The following is a 19983-nucleotide window of genomic DNA, read 5'->3' on the forward strand; positions in this document are numbered from 1 at the left end:
GTGAGCATCATCGCGGGCGATCGCCCACTATCGGATCTCGAACTGGAGGAAACGCTCGCCAAGAAAGCGCTCGACCGCGGCATGCTCCGCCGGCTGTTGCCGCTGCTCCATCCCGTTCGCCGGCTGGTCGCGGCGGTGATCGCGATCGAGCTGGTGCAGGTTCTCGCGATCTTCGCCCGTCCATTGCTGATCGGGCTGGTGATCGACCGCGCGCTCCAGCCGTTCGACGCCGGGCTGATCGCACTCGCCTGCCTTGGGCTCGCCGCCACCTGGGCGCTGCGCTTCGCACTCGGCGGCTTCTCGCAATATTTCGCCGGTAGCGCCGCGACCGAGTTGCTCAATACCATCCGCAGCCGCGTCTTCGCGCACGTCCAGTCGCTCAGCGTCGGTTATTTCGATCGGACCAAGGCCGGCCGGATCATCTCGCGCGCCGATCGCGACGTCGACACGCTCGAGCCGATGCTCATCCAATGCCCACCGCAATTCCTGTCGGCGATGCTGCGATTGGTGCTCGCGGCCATCCTGCTATGGGCGATCGCCCCGACTCTGTTGTTCGGGCTAGCTCTGGTGGTGCCCGTGCTACTGCTCGCTACCGTCGCGTTCAAGCGGCTCGCGCAGCGCAGCTGGGGCCGCGTCGCCGAGAATCGCAGCCGTTTTACCGCGCATCTGGTCGAGACCGTCGCCGGCGTGCGGCTGATCAAGCAGGTCGGCCGCGAGGCGGAGAATCTCGCGCACTATCGCGGCCTGCTCCGCGACTTCAACACCACGCTGATCGCCGGCAGCGCGCGCTCGGGCTGGTTCGCGCCGTTCACCGGGCTGCTCACCACTGCCGGGCTTGCGCTCACGCTCGTCATCGGCGGACGCGGCCTCGCGCTCGGCACGCTGACGCTCGGCGAGCTCACCCAGAGCCTGTTCTACGTCTTCCTGTTCCTCGCCCCGCTGCAGGAATTCAGTGACCTGTTCGAGCGCTTCGCCAACGGCTCGGCCTGTGCCCAACGGATCTTCCTGCTGCTCGACACCGAACCCGAGATCCGCGATCTCCCCGGCGCGATCGAGCTTCCCCGCCTCAAGGGCGAGATCCACTTCCGCAACGTCGATTTCGGCTATCACCCTGCCCGTCCGGTGATCCGCGGCCTCGACCTTCGCGTCGCGCCCGGCGAAGTGCTCGCGATCGTCGGCCCCACCGGCCATGGCAAGAGCACTCTCGTCCAGCTGCTGACGCGCTTTTACGACGTGGATTCAGGCGCGGTGCTGCTCGATGGGCACGACATCCGTCATGTCTCCGAAGCGAGCCTGCGGCGGCAGGTGGGCGTCGTGTTGCAGGACAATGTGCTGTTCGGCGGCACCGTGCTCGAAAACCTTCGGCTCGCCAGACCCGCGGCGAGCGACGCCGAACTGATCGATGCCGCGCACGAACTCGGCGCCGACGAAGTGCTGCGCGCGCTGCCGCACGGCTATCACACCTCGGTCGGGCCTCTCGGCGCGAACCTCAGCCAAGGCCAGCGCCAACTCGTCTGCCTCGTCCGCGCCTATCTCGCCGACCCAGTCGTTCTGGTCCTCGACGAGGCGACCTCGGCAGTCGACATCAGCACCGAGCGCCGCATCCAGGCCGCGCTCCGTCGGCTCTGCCACGGCCGGACCTCGCTGATCATCGCCCACCGCCTCGCCACGATCCGCGATGCCGATCGCATCGCCGTGATCCGCGAAGGCGCGATTGCCGAGCTGGGCAATCATGCCGAATTGCTGAGCCGAAACGGCGCGTATTCCGCGCTATCGAACGTGCAGGCCCGCTAGCTCACAGGCGGGCGGAGCAGCTCCGGAGCGGACCTCAACTCACACTGGGCACGGATCGCGGAGGCCAGTATTCTCGCACTCGGCGCGATGCTACTTTCCGAAATTCGTCCATAGCCAAGAAACAGCCGCCGCGGCCCTTTGGCGGTTGAACTGTACCTGCCGAGACCTTCGGTCGCCAAACCGCGTTTTCGCAATCCCGCAAGGATAGCCGCTTCCCCGCTTGCATCGATATCGCCCGGCAGCCGCAGGGTGACGTGAAGACCGGCCGCGGCGCCTTCTATTTCCAGTTCGGGCAAAGCTTCGGCCAGACAGGTCAGCAGCAGATTGCGGCGCTCGCGATAGAACTCGTCGCATCCGCCGCAAATGCCGGTCATACGCGCCTGAATCGATCAGTTCGGCGAGCGCATCCTGATCGATCCGGGGCCGGCCTTCGCTCCAGCGACGCAACTCGTCGTTCGCCAATCCGACAAGTGCGGGCGGCATGACCAGCCAGCCAAGACGCAATGCGGGAGCCAGTGTCTTGCTGACGGTGCCGGCATAGACGATGCGATCGGGCACCAGCCCCTGAAGCGCTCCGACCGGGGCCTGATCGTATCGGAACTCCGCATCATAATCGTCCTCGAGTGCCAGCGCATCGCGTTCGCGCAACCAGCGGACCACGCGCTGGCGCCGGTCGGCACTCAGAACCCCGCCGATCGGAAATTGATGCGACGGCGTCAGGAACACAGCCTCGGCAGGCGATGCGGCAAGCCTGTCGACATCGATGCCCTGCATGTCGACCGGCACCGGCAACCGCGTGAGCCCCGCTTTGTCGACCGCCACCCAGTCGCTGTAGCTCGGATCCTCGACTGCGAGACGCCGGACTCCGTACGCATGGAACACGGCGCAGGTCAGCGCCCGCCCTTCGGCAAAACCGCTGGTGACGTAGATGCGGGCGGGATCGGCGATCACGCCGCGCACGCGCCCCAGATAGTCCGCGAGCGCGCGACGCAGGACCGGGCTGCCGCGCAGATCGCCATAGCCGAGCTCGCTGGCTGGGAGGTTATTGAGCACGGTTCGGACCGCACGCAGCCAGTCCTTGCGCGGAAATTGTCCCACGTCAGGCATCGCCGGCCGCAGATCGAAGCGGATCGGCTCGTCAACCGGGCTTTCGGAGACATCGGGCGTCGGCGCGCTATCGCAGCCCGCGGCAACGGTCGGGCGCGCGCCCTGCCGCAAGGCGAGATAGCCCTCCGCGGCGAGCTGGGCATAGACTTCGACCACGAGCGGGCGCGACACACCGAGCTGCGAAGCAAGCGCCCGGGTAGACGGGAGGCGAACCCCCGTGCGCAGCGCGCCGGAGCGGATCGCCTCGAGCAGGCGCTGGCGCAGCTGCGATCCGAGGCTCATCGCCGCGGCGCGATCCAGCATGATCGGGAGGTCAGGCGCCGAACTGGTCAATAATATCACCTATCAACTGGTCATATTATCAAGTCCAGTAGCACGATAGAAACCGCCTCGACAGCCATGCTGGAGAGAGAAAATGGCCACGACTGCCCTTGAAACACTGGTTCCGGACGCTCCCCGGAACCGATCTTCACGCCACGCATGCTGGCCCTGTCCGGTCTCATGGTCGCCGCGATGAGCAGCTTCTACCTGCTGCTTTCGGCAGTCCCGGCGCACATTGCCACGCTCGGCGGCGATCTGGCCGCCGGATTGGCGACGGGCGCATTGATGGCTACGACGATCGCGGGAGAGCTGCTTGCGCCTCGCCTGATCGCGCGCTTCGGCCGCCGGACGGCATTGGCAATCGCGCTTCTCGTGCTGGCGATCCCATGCATCGTCACCTTTTCCGGTAGCTTGCCGTTGGTGCTGCTGAGCTGCGCGGCGCGCGGTTTCGGGCTCGGCGTCCTGCTCGTCGCGGCATGCGGACTGGCCGCGACGCTGGCCCCGCCGACCCAGCGCGCCGAAGCGATGGGCATTTACGGCGTCGCCTCGGCGATCCCGGCGATCCTGTGCGTGCCGCTCGGCCCCTGGGCCTTGAGCGCATTCGGACCGGCGGCGACGGCGACGATCGCAACCGCGCTGGCATTGGCAGGCCTCGTCAGTCTCGCGCATCTGCCGCGCCGCGAGGAGCGGGTCGACGCCGCGCACCATAGCCTGCCGGCACTGCGCAGCGCTGCCTGGCCCGCCACTTCGCTCGCACTCGGCGCGATCGTGATCGGTGCGACCATCACGTTCCTGCCGCTGGCACATCGCGAGGCGAGCACCGGCACGATCATGCTCGCGCTGCTGATCCAGGGACTCGCCGCAGCCACCGCGCGCTGGGCTGCCGGGAGGCCGGTCGATCGTCATGGTCCGCAGGGCGCAATGATCGCAGGCATTGCGCTGGCAGTGATCGCGATGCTCTGCCTGGCCTTCTCGGGCGACATTGCGGTGCTTGCCGGCATGGCGCTGAGCGGTGTCGCCTTCGGAGTATTGCAGAGCGCCAGCCTGGCGCAGTTGCTGAGCCGCGCAGCGCCGAACCAGATCGACGGCGCCAGCGCCCTGTGGAACGCCGCTTATGATGCCGGACTGGGCCTCGGCGGCCTCGCATTCGGCGTCCTGGCCGCGACCACGGGTTATGCGGCAGCGTTCGTCGCCGCCGGTGCCGGGCTCGCGGCACTTGCACTGCTCGTCTTCCGCCTGTGCGAAGCGCGGTGAGATGCCGCGCGACGTGTATTGAGAGGCGACAAGGACCGCGCATTGGCTGTAGGACGGCCGAAACGCGATCGGAGATACCGGGGCCCTGACATGAGCGAGGCCGAACCAGTCAACGAACTGTCGATCCGGCTGCTGCTGGAGACCGACGCGGTCGCCCTTCGCGACGTGCGCTGCAGCGGCGACTGCCGCCACCGCTCGGTCAGCGAGTGCGCGACCGCGACGCACTTCGTATTTCCGTATCGCGGGGCGTTCATGCGCCATGTCGGGCAGGCGGAGGTCGTCGCTGAAGCCAATCAATTGGTCTTCTTCAACGACGATGAGGAATATGCGATCAGCCACCCCGTCGGGGGCGGCGACGCTTGCCTGTCGATCGCGATCGACCAGCAGCTCCTGCGCGAGCTCGCCCCCGCCGATCAGCTCGACAGCCGATCCGGAGTCACCTTCAAGAGCCGGGGTCGCGGCATCGATCCGGAGGCGCAGGCACTGGTGGCGCTGCTGCGTCACGGCCTGTCGCGCGACGCGATCGAACCGCTCGAAGGGAGACGCTGGCGCTCGCCCTGATCCGCCGGTCGCTCGGTGAACGGACCTCGTATCTCCGCTCGACGAGCTACGGCCGCCAGAAGCTCGCCGATCGCACCAAGCTGGTGCTCGCCGCCGATCCGGGCCGACGCTGGACGCTGGGGGAGATCGCCGCCGAGGTCGGTGTGTCGCCCGTCTATCTGACGCAGGTCTTCGCGCAGTGCGAGGGCGTGCCGCTCTATCGCTATCAGTTGCGCTTGCGGCTGGCGCGTGCGCTCGACCTCCTCGACGGCTGCGACGATCTCACCGGGCTGGCGCTCGATCTCGGCTTTTCGAGCCACAGCCATTTCACCGCCGCCTTCCGCCAGCATTATGGACGCTCCCCGGCCGCCTTCCAGCGCGCCGCACTTCTGCGCCGGTGATCCTCATCCCGGAATGTTGAAGCTGAGGCTGGAGAAATCGGTGTCGAAATCGGTCAGGCTGGTCCGCGGCTGCGGCCGCGTCCAGATAACGTTGATCAGCCAGCTGCCGCGCTGAGGCATCGCGAACACAACGCGTCCGCTCGCGTCGCTGCGCCGCATTTCGACCGGTTCGGCGTCACGCGCGAGATCCGTGAGCTTCACCAGGGCGCCGGCGAGCGGCTTCCCGTGATAGAATATTCGAACCGGTAGGCTCGAGCCGCGTGGCGTGGCGAGCGGGCTATGTTCGGGCACGATCTCCAGCGCGAGGCCGATCGGACGGGTGACCATAATCTGCTGGCCGGGATCGACCGAACCGACCTGCACGATCGCCTTGGCATGCCGGCTGTAATTCTCCGCGCCGTCGGCATCGGTGCGCCTGGTGCGTGCACGCAGTGCGATCGCGGGAGTCAGGCCCTCGACCTTAAGATAGTCGTTGAACCGGATCGCAGGCAAATGGCTTTCGGCGCGATTGTCGGTCTCGAGCGCGAGCAAATAGGTGCCTGGGCGTGCGAGATCCGATCGTCGCGTCGCCGTTTGCGGCCGCCAAGTGCATCCGGCTGCGCAGGTCGGCACGCCGGCCATCGGCTGCGATCGCCTCGAAGCGGACGATGCGCGAAGCCGGGATCGGTGAACGCTGCCGATAGGGACCGTGACCGACCAGCAGCGTGACGTCGAACGGCGTCCGCGGATCGACGCGCCATTTGGCGGGCTGAAGCCAGAAGTCGTGCGCGAACGCTACCGTCGAGGTGGCGAGCAGGGACAGGCCGAGCGCGGCCGAAAGGATCTCGCATCGCTTACTCCAGATGATCGGGAAGATAGCCCGGCGTGACCGGCAGCATCGCAAGGGCGGCGTTGAGCGAGGCTATGGCCAGCAGCCAGCCGGCGACGACCTTGATGGCCAGGGCCCAATGACGCGCCACGACGAACCTCGCGACGGTCACGACGATCGGCAGCGCGGCAAACACGATCGGGATGCGCCAGTCCGGTCCGAGCAGGCCCATGACCGCACCCACCGCTACCGCCATCGGCAGCGTCAGGACGCGCGAGATGCGCCCTCCCAGCAATATCACTGCCGCCGAGGCGATGATCGCTATCCAAGCGACCGCGAACGCGCCTTCGGCCGGAATTTCCGCGTTCCACCGGATCGCCGCCGATATCGCCGCCGCGACCGCGGCGACCGACACGGACGGCACCCACGTCTTGCCGAGGCCGATCGTCAGGCCACTGCTGATGCACAGCAGCATCGCCGGCAGCAGGATATCCCTCATCGCGCCGCCAGCCCGATCAGAAGCGCAGCGCCGACGGCCGCGATCAGCCCGCCCGCGACGCGCAGCGCGACAGCGCCGTGGCGACGGTCCTTCAATCCTCCAAAGCAATTCCGGCGACGTGCAGCAGGCCGGTCGCCAGGACGAACCCAACGCTGTAGCCGATCGGATCGGCGGCCGAAGGAGCTCCCGGCCATGGGCATAGCCGTGGAAAATCGCGAAGGCGCCGACGATTCCCGCCGCGACGATCAGCGGCGCACGGACTGCCAGGGCGATGCAGCCGCCCAGCACCAGCACGGAGAGCGCGATGCCGGACTCGACCGGCGCCATCGGCACGCCGACCATGCCGAACACCGCGCCGACGACCATGACCAGCGGAAATATCACGGGGAGCAAATAGACGAGCGGGCGACCGAGAAACGCGCCCCACAAACCCACCGCGACCATCGCGAGCATATGATCCGTGCCGCTCAGCGGGTGCACGAATCCCGAGACGAACCCTCCGGCAAGCCCGGTGCCGTCATGCGCCCAGGCTGGCGGCGCGGCCAGCAGCCCGGCGCCTGCCGCAAGCACAGGGAGCAGGTCTCGCAACCGTTTCATCGTCCCTGCCCAATGCCGTCGGGCGCCGCGAGGAACGGGAAGTCCACCGTCGAATGGACCTTCTCGTCGGCATGAACGCCGTCGTCCATGCCGCGGGTCGTGCCGTTGGTGATCAGCGATCGGTAGATGTTGACCGAATCGTAGTTGATCGATCGCCCGCCGCAGTCCCCGGCGAGAGCGGCTTCGCCGTTCAGCGCCGCCCGTTCGACTGCAAATAGCTGCGTGCATCGGCCGGACCGGCTGTTGAGCCATAAGCGGTCATCCGCCAGCAGGCGCGCCATCGGCCAATAACGTCGCGCCGGCGGTGCCTTGGGGTCGATCAGCAAGCTGTCGCCGCAATGCCCGTCGAACCCGTCATAAAGTGCCACGCCTTTGGCGATATCACCGGCGAACGATGCGGCCTTCGCGGGCGCGGTGCGATTGTACCGGATCTTGAGCGCGTCGCTCTCGGCATCGGTGCCGAGCGTCGCCAGCAATGCATTTCCCGTGAGCGGCCGTGCCGCGCGGTCGATCTGCTCCCGAGGGCCCACCGTCGCGCCCCACACCGCCAGCAGCGATCCGCCCTTGTTGATCGACGCGATGTCTATCGAGACCGTGATCGCGCTCGGCGTCCAGCCGCGCAGCAGATTGCTCGCCGGCCCACCCTCCGTGTGGCGCCACTGGTCCAGGATCGCGACGGACTGCGCGGAGCTGAAGACCGGGCACCCGCTCGCGTCGTAGCGCGCGCCGCCGGCCAGCGCCTTCTTCGCCAGATCATATGCCGCACGGGTGCCCCGGACATTGTTGAAGAACGGATCGTCGCGCAATCCAGCGAACAGCCGGAAGTGGCCGCCATTGCTCTCGATTCCCCTCCCCACTCGCATCGCCGCGCGCACGGTCGATCCCGCCGAGCCGGCAGTCGGCCTCGCTCGCTCTTGCGAAGCGGCAGGTGAGGTCGATCGTCGAAGTGGTGGTCCCGAACCGGCGGCCGCTATCGATGTGGAAGACATAGGCGATCCGGTCGGAAAAACTGTGTCCGACGATCGCCATCACGAGGTTCAGCCTGCGCGCGTCCGGAGAGATCCACGCATATATGTCGCCGATGTCCGCGCGCGGATCTGCGATCACGGCGGGCGAATCGAGGTGGTCGGAGCCCCTTGCCGGCTGACCGGCCAGTGCCGCCGCCAGCACGACCGCTGCTGCTGCTCTGGCGAGCTTCATCTTGCGCGCGTTCATGACCGCACCTTACGCCACAGCGCGTCCGCCTCTTCGGCGATCACGTCGGGACGTTCCTCCGGCCAGAACAGCTTGCTCCGCTCGAGCCGCCGCACGCCGCGCGAATTGCCCAAGGCGCGATCGAGATAGTCGATATTCGCCGTGTCGAAGATCGTGTCCGCCATTCCCCAGACAATGCGGGTCGGCACGGGGCAGCGGTTCAGCTGGGGCGTGATCCCCGCGAGTGCGTTCGTCCCCTGCGCAACGGCATGCGCCTCAACCTGCCGGCGGCGTTCGGGCGTCGCCAGCAACGGACCGAAATACATCTCGATCGCGGAATCGCTCGGGTTCGCCGGGTCGGCGTAGCACATGCCGCCGAACTGATCGGGCGCACGGGCACGGTTGCGATCGGCCAGCCAGGGCATTAGCCATTCCTCGGCATAGCGCCCCTTCCTCGCCAGATCGATCACCGGCAGCATCGCCGGTGGCGGGCTCTGCCGCTCCGTGTCGCAATTGGTGAGCAATAGCGAACGCACGCGATCCGGGTGCCGCACGGCGAGCAGTTGCGCGACCGCCCCGCCGCTGTCGTTCGCCACGATATGGACGCGCGCCACCTTCAGCGTGTCGAGGAGGGCGATGATCATCGCCGCCTGGTTGCCGGCGCCCAGATCCTGCCCCGGCGCCGCTTCCGTGGCGCCCAGCCCCATGAAATCCGGCACGATGCAGCGATAGAAGAGTTCGAGCTGTTCGACGGCCCCGCGCCATTGAAAGCCGCTCAGCGGATATCCGTGGAGGAACAGCGCCGCTTCGCCGCTGCCCCGCATCGCATAAGCGATCGATCCGAACGGCGTTTCGGCGAATTGGCGGTTCCGCCGCCATTCCGCCATGCGGAACCGGTCGAAGTCCGACCCCGCCGATGTGCTCGCCACCGCGCCGGTGGCCCATCCGCCGAGCAGGACCGCGCCCGCTCCCAGTTTGACGAAATCTCTCCGCTTCATGATCCTGACCATTGGCTGCTAAGGCCCGCTTATTGGACCGGGGCCGCAGCACGGCGCTGTCAGAATCTTTAGTCTTTTCGCACTTCGCTGTGCGCGCTGCCCTGCCCCGCCTGCATCTCGGCCGGATTGCGGCTTTCGCTGCGGATGCGAATAGGGCAGGAACGCGCCGCACGCATTCGCTGGAGTCCGCATGTTCCGCCCGATGTACGACTGGGTCCTGCGCATGGCGCATCACCGTCACGCGCTCCGCAGCCTGGCCGTGGTCTCGTTCGCCGAGAGCAGCTTCTTCCCGATCCCGCCCGACGTGATGGTCGTGCCGATGGTCCTCGCGCGGCGCGACCAGGCCTATCTGATCGCCACCGTGTGCACCGTCGCCTCGGTGATCGGTGGCATGTTCGGCTATGCCATCGGCTATTATCTGATGGAGAGCATCGGCCAATGGCTGGTCCAGCTCTATCACATGGAATCGAAGATCGAGGCGCTGCGCCACGGCTATGACCAATATGGCGCCGCGATCATCCTGCTGAAGGGGCTCACGCCGATCCCGTTCAAGCTGGTCACCATCGCCAGCGGCCTGTTTCACTTCAACTTTCCGCTGTTCGTGCTCCTTGCGACGATTACGCGCTCCGCGCGCTTCTTCATCATTGCGGCATTGCTCAAGCGGTTCGGCGAGCCTGTGCAAGCGTTCATCGAAAAACGATTGAACCTGTTCGCATGGGGATTTCTGATCCTGCTTGCCGGCGGTTTTGCCGCAGTAGCGCTGATCTAGGCAGAGGATCCTGTGCATGTACAAGAAATTGGCTGTAATCGCCGCCGCATCGGCGATGGTCTTCGCATCGACCGCAGCACAGGCCGGAACGGCTTCGGCGCTGAGCCTGCGTAACGCATCCGCGACCGAAACGCGCGCCAGCACGCCGCTGGCCAAAGAGAATAAACTGGTGCCGGGGTCGGGCTTTTCGCGGTGCTCGGCATCGTCGGTATCGTCGCGCTGCTGGAAGTGACCGGCGCGATCAACATCTTCGGCGGCGACGACGATTCGCCCGACAGCCCGTAAGGCTCCGAAAGGATCGCAAGACCAGAGGCGCTCCGGCTTTGTCCGGGGCGCTTTTGCCGTTGCCGGTACTCGGACTTGTCGCCGAGCCTGTGATTTATCGCTCCCCGCTTTCCGGTGGTGAAACAGGGGAGACGGGCCTTCGCGACCACGCTTGCTTTTGCCCCCCGCCTCGCTAGATACCCGTCCCAATCCGACAGCGTGATGGGAAAACGCCGGTCCTTCCCCGAAGGAGCCGGCAGCGGACCCATGCCTCGCCGAAGGAGCCAATTTTTTGACGAGGATGCCCCCGGTGGCGAAGACCAGTCCCCTCGAATTCATGCGCCAGGTGCGCGCCGAGACCGGCAAGGTCGTATGGCCGTCGCGCAGGGAAACCGTGATGACCGGCGTGATGGTGCTGATCATGGCATCGTTGCTCGGTATCTTCTTCCTGGGCGTGGATTCGTTCTTCGACGCGGTCGTCCGCGGCCTCCTCCGTCTCGCCCAGTAAGGAACACGGCAAACATGGCGCGCTGGTACATCATCCACGCCTATTCGGGCTTTGAGGGCAAGGTCCGCGATCAGATCATGGCGGACGCGACCCGTCTCGGCCTCGATCGTCTGGTCGAGGCCGTCGAGGTCCCGACCGAAACCGTCACCGAGGTTCGCCGCGGCAAGAAGATCCAGTCCGAGCGGAAGTTCTTCCCGGGCTACGTCCTCGCCAAGCTCGAGATGAACGACGACGTCTATCACCTCGTCAAGAACACGCCGAAGGTGACCGGCTTCCTCGGCAGCTCGGGCAAGCCCCAGCCGATCAGCGAGGCCGAAGCCGCGCGCATCCTCAACACCAAGGAAGAGGCTGCTTCCGCCGCACCCAAGGCCCGCGTCCATGTCGATTACGACATCGGCGACACGGTCAAGGTCACCAGCGGCAATTTCGCGACCTTCTCGGGCATCGTCGAGGAACTCGACTTCGACAAGAGCCGGGTCAAGGTCTCGATCTCGATCTTCGGTCGCGCCACGCCGCTGGAGCTGGGCTTCGAGGACGTCGAACGCATCAAGTAACCGGGCGGATTTTCAGCTTTGCAGGATACGAAAAGGCCGGGGCGAGAGCTCCGGCCTTTTCCATTACCCGCCGCGCTCTCTTCTGTTGCGTCCAGCCTGTCTTTGCGCTAGGGGCCCGCCCTTCCAAAGCTATAGCAATGGAAACCCTGCGGGAGGGCGCCTCGGCGTCCGTCTGAACCGCTAAACTTGATCGGGGTCCGCAAGGCCCCCTGAAAGAGAGTGACATGGCAAAGAAGATTACCGGCTATATCAAGCTGCAGGTGCCCGCGGGCGCCGCGAACCCCTCCCCGCCGATCGGCCCTGCTCTGGGTCAGCGCGGCGTGAACATCATGGAATTCTGCAAGGCGTTCAACGCCCAGACCGGCGACGCGGAAAAGGGCACCCCCTTCCCACCGTGATCACCGTCTATGCGGACCGTTCGTTCTCGTTCGAGACCAAGACGCCGCCGGCGACGTACCTGATCAAGAAGGCGATCAACCTCAAGTCGGGCTCGAAGGAGCCGGGCAAGCAGGTTGCCGGCAAGATCAAGCGCTCGCAGCTGAGCGAGATCGCCCAGGTCAAGATGAAGGACCTGAACGCCAACGACATCGAGGCAGCGACCAAGATCATCGAAGGCTCCGCCCGCGCAATGGGCCTCGAAGTGGTGGAGGGCTGATACGATGACAAAGCTGACCAAGAAGCAGAAGACCTGGACCGTCGACAGCGAGAAGCTGCACGGCGTCGATGAAGCGATCTCGATCGTGAAGGCCAACGCGACCTCGAAGTTCGACGAGACCGTCGAAGTCGCGCTCAACCTGGGCGTCGATCCGCGTCACGCAGACCAGATGGTGCGCGGCGTCGTCACTTTGCCCAAGGGCACCGGCAAGACCGTCCGTGTCGGCGTGTTCGCCCGCGGTGCCAAGGCCGACGAAGCCACTGCCGCCGGTGCGGACGTGGTGGGTGCCGAGGACCTGATGGAAGCCATTCAGGGCGGCAAGATCGATTTCGACCGCTGCATCGCCACCCCCGACATGATGGGTCTGGTGGGTCGCCTCGGCAAGATCCTCGGCCCCAAGGGCATGATGCCGAACCCGAAGCTCGGCACCGTGACCATGAACGTCGGCGAAGCCGTCAAGGCCGCCAAGGGCGGTCAGGTCGAGTACCGCGTCGAGAAGGCCGGCATCATCCATTCGGGCATCGGCAAGGCGTCGTTCCCGGCGGAAGACCTGCGCGCGAACTTCGACGCGCTGGTCGATGCGGTGATCAAGGCCAAGCCGGCCGGCGCCAAGGGCAAGTATCTGCGCAAGGTTGCGCTGAGCTCGTCGATGGGCCCGGGCGTCAAGGTCGACGCGGCGGAAATCGCCGCGGTCTGATCCTCGCGATTAGCCAATAATGAAGGGCCGGAGTTTCCTCCGGCCCTTTCTTTGCGGCCCCCGGCGCATAGTCCCGGCAAGATTGCGGGAGAGAATGCAATGCGGCTTGTGATCGCGCTGACGCTGCTGGCCCTGCCCCATCCCGCATTCTCCCAGGCCGCGCCGCAGGACGACGCGATCGTCGTGCAGGGCAGGCTGGAGAAGCTCAGCCGCTGGCGCGAGGCCGAGACCGATCACGTCGTCGTCACCAGCGACGGCAGCGAAGCCGAATTGCGCCGCATCGCGCACAATCTCGAGCGGCTGCACTTCCTGCTTTCGGTGCTGCTCGGACGAGTCGACCAGCCCGACGATACCCGAAAACTGCGCGTGACCTTGGTCGGGGATTCACGCGAATTCGACGCGATGGACCTGCGCAACCTGCGCTTCACGCCGGGGCCATGGCGCAGCGGCTTCGAGGTGCAGGGCTATTACGATCCGCGCGAGGATGGGCCGGTGCTCGCCGCGACCCGCTACGACACCCGCGTCCAGCTCGAGCGCGGCATCAGCCTCGCCGGGCTCCTCCCCGACCTGATCCGCTCGACCAGCGGCGGCGTGCCCGATCCCACCGCCAACGACGCGGGGCTGAGTTCGCATCTGGCCGGTCCGATCGGTGCCGGCGCGGGCTTCGCGAAGAAGGACGATCCGTTCGCGGTCGCAGTCAACGAAGTCTCGGTGCCGGTCGCAGCCGAGGGGCGGATCTATGCCGCCTTCGCGCGCAACTGGCTGCTCACCCATTTCCCCAATGCCTATCCGCGCTGGTATGTCGACGGCTTCGGCGAATTGTTCTCGACGATCGAGGTCAAGGGCGACGGGCAGATATCCTATGGCCGCGCGCCCGAAGGCTATGGCCGCGTCCTGAGCAGCGTGCACGGTGCGCCCGTGAAGGACGTGCTGACCGGCAATTACCCGGTGAAGAGCAGCGCCGACAGCCGGTGGACGCCGTTTCATGCCTGGGCGTTGGCGCACATGCTCTTCTTCGACGAGGCAAGGCGGCCGCAGCTGCGCGCCTATCTCGCCGCGATTGCCATCGGCGAGACGCCTGCGCAAGCCGCTGCAGCCCTGGGCGACCTCGACCAACTCCAGCGCGATCTCGCCGCGTGGGACAACAAGAAAATGCCCTATGAGCAGATGACCTACCCCGCCGAGCGGGTCGCGGAGCCGATGGTCCGGCAGCTGACCCAAGGCGAAGCGGCTTTCGTCAAGGGGCGGCTGGAGCTCGGCTCGCGCATCGCGCCGCCCGGTGCCGATACCAAGACCATCGCGGCGCGCGACGTTTGGCTGCGAGGCTTGCGCGGGGACGCGGCGCGCTACCCGGCCAATCTCCAGGCGCAGTTGCTGCTCGCCGAAGCCGAATGCCGCAGCGGCAATGCGCCCGAATGCCTCGCCGCGGCCGATCGCGCGCTCGCCGCAGACTCGAACAGCAGCGACGCGCGCGCGTGGCGGGGCAGCGCGCTTCTCGGCCAGGCGCTCGCCGCCCCACCTGCCGAGCGCCCGACACGACTGAAGAAGGCACGCGCCGAGATCGCCCGCGCCAACCGCGCGGATCCCGACAATCCGCTGCCGCTGCTCGCTTATTATCGCAGCTTCGCCGAGGCGGGCGAGGCACCGCCCGACATCGCCATCGAAGGCCTGATGAAAGTCGTCGACACCGTGCCCGCCGCGCCGGGCCCGCGATTGCTGCTCGGCGAGGCGCTGGTTCGCCGCGGCAAGTCCGCGGCAGCACGGCGCACACTGCTGCCGGTCGCCAACGGCGCCTATGACACCCCCGAGCGCGAACCGGCGCAGGCACTGCTGGGAGGCGGACGGACCGGCTAAGGCCGCCGCCGCGCGGCTTCATGCCCACAGATTTTGATGGAAGAAGAGGCCGTTGGCGCCTCGGACGCGATACAATGGATTGATGGGCGCAGCGCTAACCCTGTACGGTGTCGGCAGCGGCGCACCCGCCTGCCGAGGTGCGCGCACAGAACGGAACCAGGCGTGACCAGCTCGCAGTTCGACGAACCGGAATCCATGCCCGCCGCAGGCGGCGAGCAGCCGCGCGCAACGCGCAAGAACCTGATGCTCGCCGCGTCGATCGAATCGGCGGGCAGCAAGGCACCGGTGCGCATCCGCAATCTCTCCGAAACCGGCGCGATGCTGGACGGTGCGGCGCTGCCCGGGCCCGGCGCTTCCTCCTCCTCATTCGCGCCGATATCCAGGTCTCGGCCAGCGTGGTCTGGTGCGCGGGCGGGCGCTGTGGGATCCGTTTCGACAATGTCGCCGCGTCGGTCGACGAATGGATCACCGGCAAGCGCGCGGCAGTGTTCGCCGGTCACCAGGGCCAGGCGCGCGTGGACGCGATCCAGAACGCCGTCCGATCGGGCGCCGCGCTCCCCGCCGATGCCGCCGCCGCCGGAACCGCGATATCCACCGCGGAGCTCGAGCGGCGCATCGCCGAAGAGATCATCTATGTGCAGCGCCTGATCGACGCGCTCGGCGAAGAATTGATCGAGGATCCGGTGATGCTGCAGCGGCATTCGCGGGTGCTCCAGAATCTCGATCGTGCCAGCCAGGTGCTCGAACATCTGGGCAATGTGCTGGGCGAAGACGACCGGCTCGCCGCCGCGCAGGCGGTAGTGATGCAGGATCTGCGCGAACGCCTGTTGCGCAAGGCGAACTTCTGAGGCGCGGCACCGCGCGTTGACGTGCGATGGCGCCGACCTTCGTTGACAATCACCCCGGCCGATTTAGCGTCAAGGCGGGGAGAGACATTCATGCTCGAATTGCTATCGATAGTCGCAGCGATTGCCGCTTCGATCACGGGACCGGATCCCACCGGACATCCGGAGAGATGGCTCACCGATGCGGATTATCCTCCGCAGTCAGTTCACGAAGGTGAGCAGGCGTATCCGGGTTTCATGATCATCGTGGGAATCGACGGAAAACCCAAAAGCTGCCAGATCACCTCGCCGAGTGCTTATCCCCACCTCGATAGCAGGACATGCGTCCTCATGATGGCACGCAGTCAGTTCAAACCGGCGCGAGATAGCACCGGGCAGCCAATCATCAGCACCTACAGAAACTATGCCAATTGGAAGATTCCGGGAATGCAGCCGGGCGCTCACCCGCCCTTTGGCGATCTTATCCTGTCAGTTGCATCGTTGCCCAAAAAGCTGCCGAAAAGGCCGCTCGTTCACGTCTATTCATTCGTCGGAGCTGATGGGGTGGCCACAGGCTGCTACGTCAAGCCCGACAAATTGGTGGCTGGGTTAGAAGCAACGGCTTGTCGACAGGTGCAAGACGGCTGGCACTTTACTCCGTTGACTGATGATACCGGGCGCAAAATACCATCGATTCAAAGTGTGATTGTGGCGTTTGAAACTACGCCATCTAAATAGCCTGTCGCTTAGGAACATTCCTCTCTGAGGCGCCTCAGGCGCCGTAGAATTGCGGCAGCCAGTTGCGCGTGACCGTCACGCGATCGCCCAGCTTCGCGGCGCGGAAGAGCAAGGCGGCGAATTCGTCGGGCAGGCCGATGCAGCCGTGCGTCGCATAGCGATTGTCGACCGTCTCTCCGCTGCCGTGGAGCGCGACGCCGCCCCAGGTCAGCCGCATCATGTACGGCATCGGAGCGTTGTAGAGGTTCGAGATGTGGTGAACCTTCTTCTGCAGGATCGGGAAGCTGCCGATCGGCGTCGGCTTCTCGTCGGCGCCGTAGATCAGGATCGTGCGACCGATCTCGACGCCGCCGCGATAGACGTAGAGCGTGTCGCGCGCGACATCGGCGACGATCTCGAGCTTGCCCGTCGGCGCGCGCTCGGGCTCCCACAGATACTCGCCTTCCTGGAGCGGGCTGTCGGGCGTCAGGATCGCGAGCACGATCGGAACCTTGGAAGCAGCGGCGAACGCGGCGGAGGGCGTCGCAACCAGTGCGAGGAGGAGCATGAGAGCACCTCGGAGAAGCGAGGATCGAGTCGTCATGCGCTGCGATATTGCTGGCGAAACCGCCTCTGACTAGCATGGTTTTTGGACTGTTCCGCAGGGGCACAGCTTGGCCTTTCGTTAAGCATGACCACCGCGCAGCGAGGGAGAGCGGATTTGCGGCTGAACCGGCGGAGCTTTGTGGGCGGCGCGGCATTGGTCGCGGGGCATGCACCGCTTTTCGCGGGCGCGCAGGCGCTGACGCCGAGCAGCGGCTGGACCAAAACCAAGGGCGGCGACGTTGGACGCGTGCTGCGCGTGACCAGCCTCGCCTCCGAGGGTCTCGGCACGCTGCGCGCGGCGCTGGCGGTAACCGGGCCACGAAGGATCCTGTTCGATGTCGCGGGCGTGATCGATCTGGGACGAAAGAGCCTGTCGATCCGCGACCCCTTCGTCACGATCGACGGGACGAGCGCCGCTTCCCCGGCATCACGCTGATCCGCGGCGGCATCTCGATCTCGACGCACGACGTGGTGATCCAGCACATCCGGGTGCGCGCCGGCGCGGACGGCGCGGCGCCCAAGAGCGGCTGGGAAGTCGACGGGCTCTCGACCAATGCTGCGCACGACGTCGTCGTCGATCACTGCTCCTTTGCCTGGGCGACCGACGAGAATCTCTCCGCCTCGGGCCCACGCTTCGCCGGCGGCGATACCGTCGAGGCGTGGCGCCAGCACACCTCGCGGCGGATCACCTTCACGCGCAATATCGTCGCCGAGGGATTGTCCCACTCCAGCCACGCCAAGGGCGAGCATTCGAAGGGATCGCTGATCCACGACAATGTCACCGAAGTGCTGATCGCGGGCAATCTCTACGCGCATAATTACGAGCGCAACCAGCTGTTCAAGGGCGGCGCCCACGCGCTGACCGCGAACAACCTGATCTACGATCCCGGCAATCGCTGCATGCATTATGCGCTCAACGAGGAGGAATGGGTCGGGCATCCGTGGACGGTCGGGCGGCTCGCGATCGTCGGCAACGTCGTGCGCGGGGGCCGTCCACGCGGAAGGACCTGCCCTTCCTGATCCTCGAGGGGCAAGGCGATCTGGAGCTGTTCGACCGCGACAATATCTTCACGCTTGCCGGCGGCCGCCTGATGGTGCCGGTCGAAGTGATCTCGAACCGCAAGCCCCGGATCATCCCCTGACCCGCCCGCCTTTCTGGCCGGCGGGCTTCCAGGCGCGGCCCGCGCGATCGGTCGAGAAATGGGTGCTGGCGGAGGCGGGCGCGCGGCCTTGGGATCGCGACGCGGTCGACAAAAGGATCGTCGCCGAAGTGCGGAGCGGCAAGGGCCGCGTGATCGACGACGAACGCGAAGTGGGCGGGTATCCGGACTAGTTTCCTCTCCAGAGGGAGAGGATAGCGTAGCTTGGCAGCTTGCTGCCTAGCGAAGCTTGGTGAGGGATCGCGCTATCGATAACGCGATCCCTCACCCAGCTCCGACTAGGGCCCGCTGAAGAAGCGGACCCAAGTCTGCGCAACCCTCTCCCGACGGGAGAGGGAAGCAGATCGGTTGACTCCCGCCCCGATTTCGTTATGTGCGCGCCTTCGCAGATGGGGCTTGCCTCGCCTGCGTTCCGTCCGAGACAGCGAGTGACCGGGATTTGCCGGTCTTGATTTCTCGCCAAGACGGGGACAGATTTTTCACCGACGGTCCGCCTCGCGCGGAGCGTTCGGGTCACGCCAGGGAAGCCTCTGGCCGCGACGATCGTGCCCCTCGGACAATTTGTAACCGGAGCCCCCTTCTGGGTGCTTCATAACGAGGAGACCGGCATGGATCGTTCCCAGAAGGCTGATGCCGTTGCCGAGCTGAATCGCACCTTCAACGAGGTCGGCGTGGTGGTTGTCACCCGCAATCTCGGGATGACCGTCAAGCAATCGACGGACCTCCGCAACAAGATGCGCGCAGCCGGTGCGAGCTATAAGGTCTCGAAGAACAAGCTTGCCAGAATTGCCGCCGAGGGCACCGATTATTCGGTGATCGCGGACCTGCTCACGGGTCCGACGGCGCTCGCCACTTCCGCCGATCCCGTGGCTGCGGCCAAGATCATCGCGGAATTCGCCAAGACGAACGACAAGCTCGAGATCGTCGGCGGAGCAATGGGCGCGCAGCTGCTCGACGTGGAGGGCGTGAAGGCGCTCGCCACGCTGCCGTCGCTGGATGAACTGCGTGCCAAGATCGTGGGGCTCATCGTTGCTCCCGCGACCAAGCTCGCAACCATCACGCAGGCACCGGCCGCGCAGATCGCGCGCGTTCTTTCGGCATATGCGGAGAAGGAAGCCGCGTAAGCGGAGACCTTTTCGAGACCAATTCCCTAACCTATCTGATTTGATTGGAGTTTATCATGGCTGACCTTAACAAGCTGGTTGACGCTCTGTCCGAGCTGACCGTTCTCGAAGCCGCCGAGCTCTCGAAGCTTCTCGAAGAGAAGTGGGGCGTCTCGGCCGCCGCTGCAGTCGCGGCTCCTGCCGCTGGCGGCGCCGGCGCCGCTGCTCCGGCAGCGGAAGAGAAGACCGAGTTCGACGTGATCCTCACCGGCGACGGTGGCAAGAAGATCAACGTCATCAAGGAAGTCCGCGCCATCACCGGCCTGGGCCTGACCGAAGCCAAGACGCTGGTCGAGTCGGCTCCCAAGGCCGTCAAGGAAGGCGTCAACAAGGACGAGGCCGAGAAGATCAAGAAGCAGCTCGAAGAAGCCGGCGCGACCGTCGAGGTCAAGTAAGCTTCTTCTGCTTCACGGCAGAGAACGAAAGGGCGGCTCCGATGGGGCCGCCCTTTTTCTTTGCGTGCACGCGGGTGATTGCGGAGGATCGCGGCCAGAGCGGCAGGTGGCAGCTTCCGCCCCGATAGCGGACGTTCCCTTTCCCTCTCCCCTTGTGGGAGAGGGAGGGAGCCGACTTTAGTCGGCGGAAGGGTGAGGGGAGTGAGACTCAACCCCTCATCCTTCCCACTCGCTGCGCGAGCGGGCCCCTTCCTTCTCCCACAAGGGGAGAAGGAGCTTTGTCCGCTAACCACCCATTTGCAGA

General features: G+C 65.9%; 23 protein-coding genes and 1 pseudogene. 17 read left to right on the forward strand and 7 right to left on the reverse strand.

Annotated features, from left to right (window positions below; genetic code table 11):
• Complete coding sequence (locus PIB19_RS08530) at positions 1 to 1794, forward strand: ABC transporter ATP-binding protein (RefSeq protein ID WP_271240448.1); 1794 nt, start codon at positions 1 to 3, stop codon at positions 1792 to 1794.
• A 90-nt stretch (positions 1795 to 1884) separates the two neighbouring features.
• Here the strand turns inward: PIB19_RS08530 and PIB19_RS08535 are convergent, their stop codons facing one another.
• On the reverse strand, positions 1885 to 3234 hold the full coding sequence (locus PIB19_RS08535) for an aminotransferase-like domain-containing protein (protein ID WP_271240449.1): 1350 nt from the start codon (positions 3232 to 3234) through the stop codon (positions 1885 to 1887).
• Between the two features lie 147 nt (positions 3235 to 3381).
• Between PIB19_RS08535 and PIB19_RS08540 the strand changes: the two genes are divergently transcribed.
• From PIB19_RS08540 to PIB19_RS08550, 3 genes are all read left to right on the forward strand, one after another.
• Positions 3382 to 4476: an MFS transporter gene (locus PIB19_RS08540; RefSeq protein WP_271240450.1), complete on the forward strand. Its 1095-nt coding sequence runs from the start codon at positions 3382 to 3384 to the stop codon at positions 4474 to 4476.
• A gap of 90 nt (positions 4477 to 4566) precedes the next feature.
• On the forward strand, positions 4567 to 5037 hold the full coding sequence (locus PIB19_RS08545) for a hypothetical protein (RefSeq protein WP_271240451.1): 471 nt from the start codon (positions 4567 to 4569) through the stop codon (positions 5035 to 5037).
• Positions 5038 to 5120: 83 nt separating this feature from the next.
• On the forward strand, positions 5121 to 5417 hold the full coding sequence (locus PIB19_RS08550) for a helix-turn-helix domain-containing protein (RefSeq protein WP_271240452.1): 297 nt from the start codon (positions 5121 to 5123) through the stop codon (positions 5415 to 5417).
• Positions 5418 to 5420: 3 nt separating this feature from the next.
• Here the strand turns inward: PIB19_RS08550 and PIB19_RS08555 are convergent, their stop codons facing one another.
• The 5 genes from PIB19_RS08555 to PIB19_RS08575 form a co-directional block, all read right to left on the reverse strand.
• Positions 5421 to 5948, reverse strand: a complete 528-nt coding sequence (locus tag PIB19_RS08555) for a DUF4198 domain-containing protein (RefSeq protein ID WP_271240453.1) — start codon at positions 5946 to 5948, stop codon at positions 5421 to 5423.
• Positions 5949 to 6250: 302 nt separating this feature from the next.
• Positions 6251 to 7321 (reverse strand): HupE/UreJ family protein, encoded by a 1071-nt coding sequence (locus tag PIB19_RS08560; RefSeq protein WP_271240454.1) that lies wholly within the window; start codon positions 7319 to 7321, stop codon positions 6251 to 6253.
• On the reverse strand, positions 7318 to 8127 hold the full coding sequence (locus PIB19_RS08565; protein WP_271240455.1) for a hypothetical protein: 810 nt from the start codon (positions 8125 to 8127) through the stop codon (positions 7318 to 7320). Before PIB19_RS08565 ends, PIB19_RS08560 begins: the two co-directional genes overlap by 4 nt.
• Positions 8075 to 8536 (reverse strand): hypothetical protein, encoded by a 462-nt coding sequence (locus PIB19_RS08570; protein WP_271240456.1) that lies wholly within the window; start codon positions 8534 to 8536, stop codon positions 8075 to 8077. Before PIB19_RS08570 ends, PIB19_RS08565 begins: the two co-directional genes overlap by 53 nt.
• A complete protein-coding gene (locus tag PIB19_RS08575) occupies positions 8533 to 9513 on the reverse strand; it encodes an alpha/beta fold hydrolase (protein WP_271240457.1) in 981 nt (326 codons plus the stop codon). Before PIB19_RS08575 ends, PIB19_RS08570 begins: the two co-directional genes overlap by 4 nt.
• Positions 9514 to 9703: 190 nt before the next feature.
• Here PIB19_RS08575 and PIB19_RS08580 point away from each other — a divergent pair, with 190 nt between their 5' ends.
• The 8 genes and pseudogenes from PIB19_RS08580 to PIB19_RS08615 all read left to right on the forward strand — a co-directional run bounded on the left by PIB19_RS08580 (position 9704) and on the right by PIB19_RS08615 (position 16376).
• The gene (locus PIB19_RS08580; RefSeq protein WP_056618911.1) at positions 9704 to 10282 is read left to right on the forward strand and encodes a YqaA family protein; all 579 of its coding nucleotides are present in this window, start codon (positions 9704 to 9706) and stop codon (positions 10280 to 10282) included.
• Positions 10283 to 10847: 565 nt separating this feature from the next.
• Positions 10848 to 11054, forward strand: coding sequence for a preprotein translocase subunit SecE (secE, locus tag PIB19_RS08585; RefSeq protein WP_056618905.1), 207 nt, complete (start codon positions 10848 to 10850; stop codon positions 11052 to 11054).
• A 14-nt stretch (positions 11055 to 11068) separates the two neighbouring features.
• The gene (gene nusG / locus PIB19_RS08590; RefSeq protein ID WP_271240458.1) at positions 11069 to 11608 is read left to right on the forward strand and encodes a transcription termination/antitermination protein NusG; all 540 of its coding nucleotides are present in this window, start codon (positions 11069 to 11071) and stop codon (positions 11606 to 11608) included.
• Between the two features lie 224 nt (positions 11609 to 11832).
• Positions 11833 to 12263, forward strand: a pseudogene (gene rplK / locus PIB19_RS08595) (50S ribosomal protein L11).
• A gap of 4 nt (positions 12264 to 12267) precedes the next feature.
• Complete coding sequence (gene rplA / locus PIB19_RS08600; RefSeq protein ID WP_271240459.1) at positions 12268 to 12960, forward strand: 50S ribosomal protein L1; 693 nt, start codon at positions 12268 to 12270, stop codon at positions 12958 to 12960.
• Between the two features lie 99 nt (positions 12961 to 13059).
• Positions 13060 to 14814 (forward strand): hypothetical protein, encoded by a 1755-nt coding sequence (locus tag PIB19_RS08605; RefSeq protein WP_271240460.1) that lies wholly within the window; start codon positions 13060 to 13062, stop codon positions 14812 to 14814.
• Between the two features lie 395 nt (positions 14815 to 15209).
• The gene (locus tag PIB19_RS08610) at positions 15210 to 15662 is read left to right on the forward strand and encodes a hypothetical protein (protein ID WP_271240461.1); all 453 of its coding nucleotides are present in this window, start codon (positions 15210 to 15212) and stop codon (positions 15660 to 15662) included.
• Positions 15663 to 15752: 90 nt separating this feature from the next.
• On the forward strand, positions 15753 to 16376 hold the full coding sequence (locus tag PIB19_RS08615; protein ID WP_271240462.1) for an energy transducer TonB: 624 nt from the start codon (positions 15753 to 15755) through the stop codon (positions 16374 to 16376).
• A gap of 34 nt (positions 16377 to 16410) precedes the next feature.
• Here the strand turns inward: PIB19_RS08615 and PIB19_RS08620 are convergent, their stop codons facing one another.
• Positions 16411 to 16923 (reverse strand): L,D-transpeptidase family protein, encoded by a 513-nt coding sequence (locus PIB19_RS08620; protein ID WP_271240463.1) that lies wholly within the window; start codon positions 16921 to 16923, stop codon positions 16411 to 16413.
• A 153-nt stretch (positions 16924 to 17076) separates the two neighbouring features.
• On the opposite strand from PIB19_RS08620, the gene PIB19_RS08625 reads away from it, so the two are divergent.
• From PIB19_RS08625 to rplL, 5 genes are all read left to right on the forward strand, one after another.
• The gene (locus PIB19_RS08625; protein ID WP_271240464.1) at positions 17077 to 17397 is read left to right on the forward strand and encodes a hypothetical protein; all 321 of its coding nucleotides are present in this window, start codon (positions 17077 to 17079) and stop codon (positions 17395 to 17397) included.
• A gap of 32 nt (positions 17398 to 17429) precedes the next feature.
• Positions 17430 to 17981 carry a hypothetical protein gene (locus tag PIB19_RS08630; RefSeq protein WP_271240465.1) on the forward strand — a complete coding sequence of 184 codons (552 nt, stop codon included), beginning with the start codon at positions 17430 to 17432 and terminating at the stop codon, positions 17979 to 17981.
• A gap of 184 nt (positions 17982 to 18165) precedes the next feature.
• A complete protein-coding gene (locus PIB19_RS08635) occupies positions 18166 to 18294 on the forward strand; it encodes a hypothetical protein (RefSeq protein WP_271240466.1) in 129 nt (42 codons plus the stop codon).
• Between the two features lie 435 nt (positions 18295 to 18729).
• Positions 18730 to 19245, forward strand: coding sequence for a 50S ribosomal protein L10 (rplJ, locus tag PIB19_RS08640; protein ID WP_271240467.1), 516 nt, complete (start codon positions 18730 to 18732; stop codon positions 19243 to 19245).
• Between the two features lie 56 nt (positions 19246 to 19301).
• Positions 19302 to 19679, forward strand: a complete 378-nt coding sequence (rplL, locus tag PIB19_RS08645) for a 50S ribosomal protein L7/L12 (protein ID WP_056618886.1) — start codon at positions 19302 to 19304, stop codon at positions 19677 to 19679.
• The last annotated feature ends 304 nt before the right edge of the window (positions 19680 to 19983 follow it).

The sequence above is a fragment of the Sphingomonas sp. 7/4-4 genome (genome assembly GCF_027941955.1).
In the GTDB taxonomy this organism is placed as follows: domain Bacteria; phylum Pseudomonadota; class Alphaproteobacteria; order Sphingomonadales; family Sphingomonadaceae; genus Sphingomonas.

Coding starts and splice junctions, on each gene's coding strand:
- rplJ (WP_271240467.1), top strand. CDS start 18,730: ATGGATCGTTCCCAGAAGGCTGATGCCGTTGCCGAGCTGAATCGCACC.
- PIB19_RS08560 (WP_271240454.1), bottom strand. CDS start 7,321: ATGAAACGGTTGCGAGACCTGCTCCCTGTGCTTGCGGCAGGCGCCGGG.
- rplA (WP_271240459.1), top strand. CDS start 12,268: ATGACAAAGCTGACCAAGAAGCAGAAGACCTGGACCGTCGACAGCGAG.
- PIB19_RS08620 (WP_271240463.1), bottom strand. CDS start 16,923: ATGCTCCTCCTCGCACTGGTTGCGACGCCCTCCGCCGCGTTCGCCGCT.
- nusG (WP_271240458.1), top strand. CDS start 11,069: ATGGCGCGCTGGTACATCATCCACGCCTATTCGGGCTTTGAGGGCAAG.
- PIB19_RS08580 (WP_056618911.1), top strand. CDS start 9,704: ATGTTCCGCCCGATGTACGACTGGGTCCTGCGCATGGCGCATCACCGT.
- secE (WP_056618905.1), top strand. CDS start 10,848: ATGCCCCCGGTGGCGAAGACCAGTCCCCTCGAATTCATGCGCCAGGTG.
- rplL (WP_056618886.1), top strand. CDS start 19,302: ATGGCTGACCTTAACAAGCTGGTTGACGCTCTGTCCGAGCTGACCGTT.
- PIB19_RS08575 (WP_271240457.1), bottom strand. CDS start 9,513: ATGAAGCGGAGAGATTTCGTCAAACTGGGAGCGGGCGCGGTCCTGCTC.
- PIB19_RS08615 (WP_271240462.1), top strand. CDS start 15,753: ATGCTCGAATTGCTATCGATAGTCGCAGCGATTGCCGCTTCGATCACG.
- PIB19_RS08540 (WP_271240450.1), top strand. CDS start 3,382: ATGCTGGCCCTGTCCGGTCTCATGGTCGCCGCGATGAGCAGCTTCTAC.
- PIB19_RS08545 (WP_271240451.1), top strand. CDS start 4,567: ATGAGCGAGGCCGAACCAGTCAACGAACTGTCGATCCGGCTGCTGCTG.
- PIB19_RS08605 (WP_271240460.1), top strand. CDS start 13,060: ATGCGGCTTGTGATCGCGCTGACGCTGCTGGCCCTGCCCCATCCCGCA.
- PIB19_RS08570 (WP_271240456.1), bottom strand. CDS start 8,536: ATGAACGCGCGCAAGATGAAGCTCGCCAGAGCAGCAGCAGCGGTCGTG.